The organism is Paenibacillus alginolyticus DSM 5050 = NBRC 15375 (assembly GCF_000422905.1).
Taxonomy (GTDB): Bacteria; Bacillota; Bacilli; order Paenibacillales; family NBRC-103111; genus Paenibacillus_E; species Paenibacillus_E alginolyticus.
Genome location: NZ_AUGY01000157.1, coordinates 1 through 10,280 on the forward strand (window position 1 = coordinate 1; position 10,280 = coordinate 10,280).

Annotated in this window: 10 protein-coding genes; 9 read left to right on the forward strand and 1 reads right to left on the reverse strand. The window is 41.5% G+C overall.

Going from position 1 to position 10,280, the window contains the following annotated elements:
• From G519_RS51825 to G519_RS0136320, 4 genes are all read left to right on the forward strand, one after another.
• Positions 1-191: hypothetical protein (locus G519_RS51825; RefSeq protein WP_036635236.1), on the forward strand; the 191-nt coding region annotated here is incomplete at its 5' end.
• Positions 192-626: 435 nt separating this feature from the next.
• Positions 627-1,499: an NAD-dependent epimerase/dehydratase family protein gene (locus G519_RS0136300; protein ID WP_029198753.1), complete on the forward strand. Its 873-nt coding sequence runs from the start codon at positions 627-629 to the stop codon at positions 1,497-1,499.
• Positions 1,500-2,257: 758 nt separating this feature from the next.
• Entirely contained in the window at positions 2,258-2,968 is a 711-nt protein-coding gene (locus tag G519_RS0136305; protein ID WP_029198754.1) for a YebC/PmpR family DNA-binding transcriptional regulator, read from the forward strand.
• A gap of 729 nt (positions 2,969-3,697) precedes the next feature.
• Entirely contained in the window at positions 3,698-4,315 is a 618-nt protein-coding gene (locus G519_RS0136320) for a YdcF family protein (protein WP_051254022.1), read from the forward strand.
• 125 nt (positions 4,316-4,440) lie between these two features.
• Here the strand turns inward: G519_RS0136320 and G519_RS0136325 are convergent, their stop codons facing one another.
• Positions 4,441-5,343 (reverse strand): LysR family transcriptional regulator, encoded by a 903-nt coding sequence (locus G519_RS0136325; RefSeq protein WP_029198758.1) that lies wholly within the window; start codon positions 5,341-5,343, stop codon positions 4,441-4,443.
• Positions 5,344-5,539: 196 nt separating this feature from the next.
• Here G519_RS0136325 and G519_RS0136330 point away from each other — a divergent pair, with 196 nt between their 5' ends.
• The 5 genes from G519_RS0136330 to G519_RS0136355 all read left to right on the forward strand — a co-directional run.
• The gene (locus G519_RS0136330) at positions 5,540-6,019 is read left to right on the forward strand and encodes a DinB family protein (RefSeq protein ID WP_029198759.1); all 480 of its coding nucleotides are present in this window, start codon (positions 5,540-5,542) and stop codon (positions 6,017-6,019) included.
• Between the two features lie 438 nt (positions 6,020-6,457).
• Positions 6,458-6,976, forward strand: coding sequence for a GNAT family N-acetyltransferase (locus tag G519_RS0136335; RefSeq protein WP_029198760.1), 519 nt, complete (start codon positions 6,458-6,460; stop codon positions 6,974-6,976).
• Positions 6,977-7,152: 176 nt separating this feature from the next.
• Complete coding sequence (locus tag G519_RS0136340) at positions 7,153-7,704, forward strand: class I SAM-dependent methyltransferase (RefSeq protein ID WP_036635237.1); 552 nt, start codon at positions 7,153-7,155, stop codon at positions 7,702-7,704.
• A gap of 14 nt (positions 7,705-7,718) precedes the next feature.
• Positions 7,719-8,186 (forward strand): NUDIX hydrolase, encoded by a 468-nt coding sequence (locus G519_RS0136345; RefSeq protein WP_029198762.1) that lies wholly within the window; start codon positions 7,719-7,721, stop codon positions 8,184-8,186.
• 1,738 nt (positions 8,187-9,924) lie between these two features.
• Positions 9,925-10,280: carbonic anhydrase (locus tag G519_RS0136355; RefSeq protein WP_409372033.1), on the forward strand; the 356-nt coding region annotated here is incomplete at its 3' end.

Below are 10,280 nucleotides of genomic sequence, written 5' to 3' on the forward strand. Positions count from 1 at the left end.
TGAAGAACCATCACGATTTGGCGCATACCCATAAACGAACGCGTGAGAAGCGGCGTGTCGATGCAAAGGTGAGCAGTATCGTAGTTAATATAAAAGTGATGGTGAAACAAGTAGGTAGTTTAACACTTGGTTTCAAGCGAAAAAAAGAATCTCCCTTACCAAGGGGGAAGTCTGTCCATATAGCTGTTTAAGGTAGATAAAATGGGGCAAAGATACGCCGAATTTGTCGTATAAAAGGAAAAATTTAGCCCCCAAGAGCCCATAGGGGTCCTTGGGGGCTATTGAATCGACAGTCTCGAATGTACAACATTTCCAGCCTATTTGTTGCGAAATGGTCTGTTTTGGAGCAAATTGTTGTATATTTTAGTATATTTTACAACATCGAAGGGAAAGAGGCGGGATATAGGCAGCAATTGTTGCACTTTTTACAACATCTTTCGACCGCGATTATGGATTCATTCTTTTATTTATCCATTTATTCATCTGGCAACCTCAAGTGAGCAAATAAGAAGATGGATTTCATTAAAGATCCCTCCATACCAACCTAGTTATTTTACCCAATTGCAGGTGTATCATTGAGGATAACGAATAGATAACCTAAATACGAAGTTAGGTGGTGTAAAATCATGAAAGTTCTAGTTACCGGTGCCGCCGGCAATAGTGGTCAAGCTGTCTGCAGAGCATTAATTCAAGGAGGTTATTCGGTTAGGATGGCAGACGTTATGCCTCCAAGTACGGACGATTTGAGAGAAATCGAATTCGTTCGGTGTGATACGAGAACCCCTGGTGATGTACGTTCAGCTGTAAATGGAATGGATGCGGTTGTTCATCTAGCAGCATGGCATTGCGCACATCATCCGCCCGTAAGTGATGAAACGATTTTTGCTGTAAACGTGGATGGAACATTCCATGTTCTGGAAGCATGCAGGCAAGCTGGGATTCAATCTATTGTGTATGCTTCTTCCATGGCATATGGATGGGGGTCCGTTTATGGCGTCAGTAAAGTTATTGGGGAAGATCTGTGTAAGACATATCATGAAATGACCGGTGCATCGATAGCTATGCTTCGTTACCATGAGTTCATACCTCGCCCCTACTTAGAGTTCGGGGCACGATTGCTTCGTAATGGCGTGGATAGAAGGGATGTAGCTGAAGCTACAGTTGCTTCTGTCAAGGCAGTTTTGGAGAAGAGAGTGGGGCTTTTTCGTACAATTGTTCATACAAATCACGGCATGCCGATAGAAGTAATTCAAGACTTCAAAAAATATGGTCCAGAATGGTGTGAGACACAGGTACCTGGCGCAATTCAATTGCTGAAGAAATACGAGATCGAATTGCCAGAGCAAGTGGAACAGCATGACCTTTCTGAGGCTGAAAAGGCAATTGGTTGGAAACCTCGTTATGGCTTCCTGGAGTTTTTACAAGACTTAAAAGCACGCGATGAAAAAGGGATCGATGTAACACATTTGAAGGTGCCTTCTGAAATCCCGGCATTGTGATATAGTCGTTCGAATATAGACGGAGCCACGCAGGTTTTGCGGGCTCCGTCCGCGCATCCGTCCTGTGAAAGCGCGAAAACCGCGCTTATTCAGGCGCCACGGAACAAATAAGCGCGAAAACCGCGCTTTCAGCGAGAGCTCCACGAGCTGAAGCTCGTCGGAAAAGCCTGAGAAGCCGAAAATCGACTTCTCAGGCAGACTGTCCCGCGCGTCCGTCCAGTGAAAGCGCGAAAACCGCGCTTTCACTGGAGCCACCGAACAAATAAGCGCGAAAACCGCGCTTTCAGCGAGAGCTCCGCGAGCCGAAGCTCGTCGGTAGTGCCTGAGAAGCCGAAAATCGACTTCTCAGGCAGACTATCCCGCGCGTTCGTGCTGTGAAAGCGCGGAAACCGCGCTTATTCTGGAGCGGCCGAACAAATAAGCGTTAAAACAGCGCTTTCAGCGAGAGCTCCGCGATCCGAAGCTCATCTCTAGAGCTTGAGAAGCAGAAAATCGGCTTCTCAACAGTCAGTCCCGCGCGTCCGTCCAGTGAAAGCGCGAAAACCGCGCTTTCAGCGAGAGCTCCTCAGGCTGAAGCTCATCACTAAAGCCTGAGAAGCCGAAAATCGACTTCTCAGCATTCAGTCCCCCGCATCCATGGTGCTTAGCTTATACAACGAAAAATGTTAGTTCGGGAGTAGAGGATGCAATTTTTTTTCCATTTAGAATGAAAATGGGTTATTATATTAATGAAATAAAAATAGAAAGTGGGATCAATCGTGGGCCGAAAGTGGAATAACATTAAAGAGAAGAAAGCCTCTAAAGATGCAAATACAAGTCGAATTTATGCTAAGTTCGGCCTTGAAATTTATGTAGCAGCTCGGAAAGGTGAACCGGACCCTGAAGCGAATCGTGCGCTGAAAGTTGTACTCGAACGGGCCAAAACCTATAATGTGCCGAAAGCAATTATTGATCGCGCCATCGATAAAGCAAAAGGCAGCTCAGATGAAATTTATGAAGAGCTTCGTTATGAGGGCTTCGGACCAAACGGTGCGATGGTCATTGTGGACGCACTCACGAATAACGTGAACCGAACGGCTTCAAGCGTACGTGCAGCATTTAGTAAAAATGGCGGAAATATGGGTGTAAACGGCTCAGTCGCTTACATGTTCGATGCCACGGCTGTCATTGGGATTGAAGGCAAGAGCATCGATGACATCATGGAAATTTTGCTGGAAGCGGATGTAGACGTTCGTGACATTGCTGAAGAAGATGAGATCGTGATGGTTTACGCTGATCCGGAGCAGTTCCATGCTGTTCAAGAATCATTCAAAAAGGCTGGAATTACGGAGTTTGCCATTGCTGAACTGACGATGTTAGCTCAAAACAACGTCACTTTATCGGAAGAAGGACAAGCGCAATTCGATAAACTGATTGATGCTTTGGAAGATTTAGAGGATGTGCAGCAGGTTTATCATAACGTGGAATAACTAACAAGAAAATGGGTTTGATACAACAACGAATAAAGCTGTTTCCTGTAAAAAGGAACCGGCTTTTTTGCTGTTTCTACCGTAATTGAGAAAACCGGCCACTGGATTCCTGAAGAAGCACCGGAAGAAACCAATAAGCTCTTGAACGAGTTTTTCAAATAAGCCGCGGCATCTACTTTCTTCATGAGCGTAAAACTTAGACCCTCAGCCCATTGCTGTGGGTCTCTTTTTTGTTATTGAACAATTCCAGCAATAGTGAACAACGCCGTTGTAAAAAAACGGAAAAACTGAGAAGATACGAGTATCCATATAAGGAGTCATTTCAAAATATGTAACGACGAACTCATATACGATTAGAAGGAGGGCTTTCATTGAAATCGAAATATTCCCTCTTAGGTTTGGTTGCGTGCTTGGGGTGCATAATTCTGTGTGTCATTTTTTTGTTCTGGAACCCGTATTCAAAGACGCAAGCGGAGAATGAAACGGTATTTATCTTACTTATCATGCTGATTCTTCCTGCATTTTTAGGCATTATAGCAACATTTTTGAGAAATCGAATCTTCATGTACATTGTACTTGTTTGGTCGTTGCCTTACGGTCTTTATTTATCTGTCGCGTCAATACCAAGTATTTGGAACCTTTTTAGTGTAGTCCTTCTTTTATACCTCGTTTCCGCCATAAGGATGAGAAAGGGTTAAGGTTGGGACCAATGTTTAGGTTAATTATTCCATGTTTGGAAAGGTGGAGATGACGCTGTATCTTTCAGAATTGAATCAAAATTCTTTTTCTAAAGAGTTGATACATGACATTCTGTTTAAAAATATTAGCGATGACGGAAAGCCGTGCGATTGTATTTTCGTACCGTCAAGTCGCACAGGTACGAAGTACCGCACTCCAGCAGCTGTAGAGCAATATTTTTTAGGTCGTTCGTCGAAAATTCTATTTTCAGGTGGAGATAACGGTGAGTTTTTTGAGTCGGTACCCATGAAGGAAATGGCATTAGAGAGTGGTGTGCCTGAGAAAGACATAATCATGGAAACTAATTCGACTAATACCAAGGAAAATGTAATTGAATCATTGCTTGTGTTGGATAAATACTTAGGATTAAAGAACATACAACGTATAATGATTTGCACTGCTTTTTATCACATGCGTAGATGTCATTTAACTCTCCAAAAATATGCACCTTCATGGATTGAGTATAGTTTTTGTCCCGTTCTTGACAAAACAACCAGGCCAGATAATTGGTGGAATTATGAAAATGGACGTAATCGTGTCTGTAAAGAAATAAAGGGATTGATTCATTACGCAAAGATAGGGGATATTTTGGATTTTAAGATTGAATAAGATGATTAAGGAATCATAGCTCGAAAAACATCAGGAGAAGGCAGCCGACATCGATGGAACGGCAGTCTTCTCATTTTATTGAACGGGCAGATATCCTAAATATAGTAGGATTCACCCATCGTTATCTACGAAGATTTGGCATGATTGATAACGGTCTCAATGTAGGCTCTCAGAGTTTTGATGAACGTGCGCATGGCGTATCCGACATACCTGTCGCTGCGATAGATCAGACAAATGTCTTGAGAAGGCGTAGGATTTCTCAGGTGAAGAACCTTGATGTCTTTATTGTGAAGATTATCCAGCAGCAATCGCGGCAGAACACAGGCGCCAACTCCGCTTTGCACCATCTGAAGGAGGGAGGATAACGTTGTCGTGACCATATGCGGCTGCAGAGTAAACCCCTTGTCCTTGCAGAAACGGTCGATCAGCTTACGACATTGATGGTCGGGTGGGAACATGACCATTTTCAGGGCAGGCAGCCTGTTCAAGGGAATGGAGCTCTCCGTGGCAAGGGGATCATTCGTGCTTACCGCCAATGAGAACTCCTCGTGAAACAGAGGAATTGACGTGAGGCGTTCATCGATAACAGGTCCGATGGTTACGCCAACGTCGATGCTTCTGTCCAGTACTTGTTCTGTTATTTTCGTGGTTTCCAGAAGGGACAGCGCGATGGTGGGATAGGTCTGATGGAAGTTCAGCAGCAAGGCATTAAACATGAGATCCGCGTCACCGGGCAAGACACCGATGGAAAGAGATCCACCGTGCATTTGCTTCAGGTCAGAAATGGCATCGTTAGCTTGCTGCAGATGTACGAACACGGCAGCACCATGTTCACGAAGGATCGCTCCGGCTTCTGTGAGGACGATTGTTTTTCCCACGCGATCGAACAGTAAAACCCCTAATTCTTCTTCCAATCTCCTTATCTGCTGGCTGATGTTAGGTGCACTGACTCCCATCTTCTTGGCTGCTCTCGTAAAGTGGAGCTCTTCACAAATCGCCATAAAATACTGTAGTTGTTTTAACTCCATAGCTCACACCTGCTTTCAAATACATCGCTGAATAGATGTTCAATAATTATTGTCACTTCATCTTCTTTTTCTGTCAATTCATAATCATTAACTTATACTTAACGTTTCGGTAATGCGCACTGCATTGATGGAACATTCCATGAGACCTATACTAGGAACATATCAAACGCTTCTCATTACAAAGGAGGAAAACAACATGTCAAAAATGATTATCGACACGGCAAAAACAGTACGTCAAGTGGTGCTGTACCAGGTGCAGGCCATCCCTGAGGAACTGTTCGACATTCAAGCTGGTTCCTATAATAACACGATTCGCTGGAACATTGGACACATGATTTATTGGATGGATACCTACATGACGCTTGGCTTCTCGAAAGAATCGGCTATTCCCGCAAGCTACGCATCGTTCTTCAACTCCGGGACAGCGCCGGCAAACTGGGCCGACACGCCTCCATCAAAGGAAGAGTTAATCCAACAGCTGTCAAATCAGCTTAGCTCCCTATCCGAGTTAGCTCCCGAGAGTCTGGAGGTACCGCTGGAAGCGCCGGTGCAATTTGGACCGCTCACCTTTAATCGGGCGGGAGAGTTGCTCAACTTTGGATTGGTCCATGAAGGGATGCATCTTGCAACCTGCGATTGCTTACGTAAGGTCATTCAAGGTAAGCTTTATAGATGATACTTATGAAAATGTTTTGGAGTTGGACGAAGACATCTTGCAAATTGTTAGCCAAGATCATAAAAGAATAGTAGATCTTGGTTGGTATCCGTCATTCAATCCTAACGGACAGAATAAGGTTAAGTTTTCAAGAAAAACTTCGCATGCATGCGAAACAATCACTAATTCCCACTTTAGAGATAAACACAGACGAAGCAGAATGGGATTATTATGCAAAACAAATACACATTACATTAACCTCTAACGGCGAACTATAGTTTAAACAGGATGTGAAGGCAGCCGGCGCGGGACGGATGATACAATTGTTCAATCAAAACATGATTGTTGCCGGCAAACAACGATCGACTGCCGTTGTCCGTTGAAGTAACGGGAGTTTGGTTATAAAGGAACTTTACCCTCAATGTCATGGTAAAATAATCCATGAAAGGGTGGGCCAAAATGAATATTGAAATAGAGATGATCCCGTATGAAGAAAAAACAGTTCTTTACAATCTTATTCAGCTATATCGCTACGACAGTAGCGAGTTTGATGGACATGTCCTTAACAATCATGGATTGTACTTATACAAGTATTTCGATCATCAGTGGACTGATGAGTACCGACGTCCGATTATAGTAAAGGTTGATGGGGAGATTGCAGGTTTTGTCTTGATTAGTCTAGGTGTACCTAAGGAATATATGAAATTGAGTACAGCAGAGAAAACGAATTCAATTAGTGATTTTTTTATTATGAGAAAGTACCGTCGAAAAGGAGTTGGTAGTAAGGTTGCGTACTCGCTTCTTGAGCGGTTCATTGGTACATGGGAAATAAGGCAAACAGCTGCTAACCAGCCTGCGTATACGTTCTGGAAGCAGATAATCTCTAAGTATAAACAAAACAATGGTTATCAAGAGAAATTTCTACAAAACGAGAAATGGAATGGTCCTGTCTTTGTTTTTGAGTCAGGTATGGATTGAACTAACTGGGAACGTTAGTTAAAATACAGGAGCAGTTTGCCTCAGCCGGCAGCTGTTCCTTTTTTATTGAAATAGCTTGCGGAATATGGTTATAAAACTCCATCTAAAAATAACAAAATTCCATTTGATGATAGATACGTTTCACTTATAATTTAGAAAAAAAGGAAGTGAATGGAATGGCTCAAGAAATAAGAGTGGTTGTAGGAGCAGGAGGAACCAACAATAATCCGGGATGGATGCACACTCAAGAAAATGAACTTAATCTATTAGTAAAGGATACATGGGATCGAAGATTTTCACCAAACTCTATTACAGCAATTTTAGCTGAACATGTGTGGGAGCACCTTACATTTGATGAAGGAGTTCAAGCAGCGAAGATTTGTAATGAATATTTAAAGCCAGGAGGATATATTCGTTGTGCTGTTCCTGATGCTCTCTTTCCTAATGAGGATTATCAAAATATAGTTCAAATAGGAGGTCCGGGACCAAAAGACCATCCTGCTGCTTCTCACAAAATTGTTCATTCTTATAAAACACTAAAGAATATGTTTGAATCCGCAGGTTTTCAGGTTCAGTTGCTCGAATATTGTGATGAGAATGGGGAGTTTTATTATACGTACTGGAATGAAGCAAAGGGCTTTATTTATCGTTCTAAGAGATTTGATCATCGGAATCAACAGGGACATATGGGTTTTGTTTCACTAATTGTAGATGCAATTAAACCGTAAAATGGAGGCTATTTATGGATTATATTGAACATGTGAGATCTATGGTTGGACATGAGAAAGTTATCATGGTGGTTTCTGGGGCATTTATATTTGATAAAGAAAATCGTTTATTGTTGCAACAGCGTTTGGATAACGAAAACTGGGGACTCCCAGGAGGGTTTATGGAGCTAGGAGAAACAGTCCAAGATACTGCCAGGAGAGAGGTCTTTGAGGAAACCGGTTTGATTTTAGGGAAACTTGAGTTGTTTGGAGTTTATTCGGGTTCAAAGTATGATAAAACCTTTTCTAATGGAGACCAAGTTTCAATGGTACAATTCCTTTTCACTTGTAATGAATACGAAGGCCAATTAATTAAACAAAACGCAGAATCTCTGCAAAATGCGTTTTTTGCACTTGATGAGTTACCTGACAACTTATTCTCCGATCATAAAGCCTTTTTTGATGATTTAATAATTAATAAAGATCGGCCGATATTTAACTAACTGGGAACGTTAGTTCAATAAAACAGCGACAGTCTAGGACTTTATTTTCTCGTCCTTGACTGTCGCTGTTTCGATTTGTAGGCTCATTAACGATCTGAAAAGTGAAAATAGTTTATAGGGCCTTTTTTGTCCGTTTGGTGATGTGTTTTTGGTGGACATGGACACAAAATTGGGTGTTTTATTCAGATATCCTTTATTGAGCTATTACATATCAAAACGAATTCGTTTTGATATGGCCAAGTAAACGAGACAGGCGAGCAAAAGGCATCCACCCCAAATAGTATAGATAAATGAAGAAAAAATGCAGGAAGTCATTATCAACCACGAACTCTTCTGAATTACCCTTACAGGTCGGTCGGAAAGAATCATTTCTCCAATTATGATATACCACCCCTTTGCTTGCCTGTGTGATTCTTTAAATTGTTCAGATCGTCCACTTTGCTCTGTAAACTCTGTTTGTTGGAATAAAAATTAATAATGTCATCAATGGTCGAAAATACAACACTAACGTTCGAATCATGTGTATCTATTTTGATAAAAAACCGCTTTTCTGATGTGGTCACATCTTTATTTTATATTAGTATTTGGTGGCGCTAAGCTTAATTTAAAGCTTCTTTCAGACCCAAGGCTGCCCGGACCCTTCGACTTAGAGTATGAAAAAACGCCAAGGCGGTCATGTTTAAAGGCTTAGCGTATATTTTCGTCAAAATGTTGGCGGTCACCTATTATTAAACTGATCATTCCCAGAAAACAAAAATTCACATATTAAAAAAAGTTTCATCATAGAAATGAGACCTTTTTCAATATGTGAATTGGTTTCAATTGGAATAATTAAGTTAATTATAACACAAAAGGTTAATGAATTAAAGTAAGTAAAGTGAGGAAAGCAAGGACATCCAGGTCCTTTTTTGTTTATATTAAAAGTATTACCGTAAATTTCGAACTTATGATGATGATCTGTCGGGTGACAAGAACATTATCTCATTAATTGCCGCGTAAATCGCGGCTTTTTTATTTTATGGGATCAAGGTCTTGTCAAAACCCAATGACAAGAACTTGATCCCATTCCCGATTTTGACAAGAACTTGATCTCATTCCCGACAGAGCCATTGCAAGAGCATTATTGTTACGCTAACTGGTAGCATACTGTGACGAATGACAGATTTTATGATGGCATGGTAGCTTGTAGGGAGAGACAAAGACCAACAAACTGTTAAAATCGAACATTACCTTGTTCCTGGTTATGACGTAGAATAGAGTAAATATATCCAAAGCGGAGTGTGATCTATGATTGACAATAATGGAATGATGGCTAAGAGAGCAGACACCTGATCGGTATTCAGGAGGATGATTGGAAATCCCTCATTACGATAGAACATTTACTTGCAATGTCGGCAGGTTCGATTGGCCAGATTTCGGAGAGTGGAATTATTTCGCCCCTATGGTCTTTCACGAGGGATTGTGGTTTTGGCAAGCTATTGTTCACTTTTTTGAACCCTAGTCATGCAAAACCACAACATTAAAGTACTGGACAGGGGTTCAAAACCCTACACTACCAATTATTACGACAGTATCGTCAGTTGCGTACTGGTAGCGCTTCTGATGGTTCTTTTGCTTTTAATGGATGTTGCAGGACTAGATTCATTTATCGAAACCATCAAATAAGAATAAGGTTTGGCATGTTGAGGGTGCTTCGTAGGTTATGATAAGATTATAAGATATCAAGAGAGAAATTGAGGTGAGAAGCTTGGACCGACTTTATGATATGTTAAACTTTAACTCGGAGTTTGTAGAAAAGAAGGAATTTGAAAAATATAAAGCTTCTAGATTCAAAGATAGAAAGATGGTTGTTGTAACTTGTATGGACTCAAGGCTTACCGACCTTCTTCCCCGAGCGTTAAATATTAAGGATGGAAATTCCAAAATCATTAAAGATGCTGGAGCGATTGTTTTGCATCCATTTGGCAGCGTAATGCGTAGCGTTATTGTTGCTGTATATGAATTAAATGCCGATGAAGTGTTTGTGGTAGGACATCATGATTGCGGGATGAGCTGTATTGACCCTGGCGAAACCATTAATAAAATGAAGGAGAA

Coding starts and splice junctions, on each gene's coding strand:
- G519_RS0136300 (WP_029198753.1), top strand. CDS start 627: ATGAAAGTTCTAGTTACCGGTGCCGCCGGCAATAGTGGTCAAGCTGTC.
- G519_RS0136320 (WP_051254022.1), top strand. CDS start 3,698: ATGTTTGGAAAGGTGGAGATGACGCTGTATCTTTCAGAATTGAATCAA.
- G519_RS0136340 (WP_036635237.1), top strand. CDS start 7,153: ATGGCTCAAGAAATAAGAGTGGTTGTAGGAGCAGGAGGAACCAACAAT.
- G519_RS0136335 (WP_029198760.1), top strand. CDS start 6,458: ATGAATATTGAAATAGAGATGATCCCGTATGAAGAAAAAACAGTTCTT.
- G519_RS0136330 (WP_029198759.1), top strand. CDS start 5,540: ATGTCAAAAATGATTATCGACACGGCAAAAACAGTACGTCAAGTGGTG.
- G519_RS0136325 (WP_029198758.1), bottom strand. CDS start 5,343: ATGGAGTTAAAACAACTACAGTATTTTATGGCGATTTGTGAAGAGCTC.
- G519_RS0136345 (WP_029198762.1), top strand. CDS start 7,719: ATGGATTATATTGAACATGTGAGATCTATGGTTGGACATGAGAAAGTT.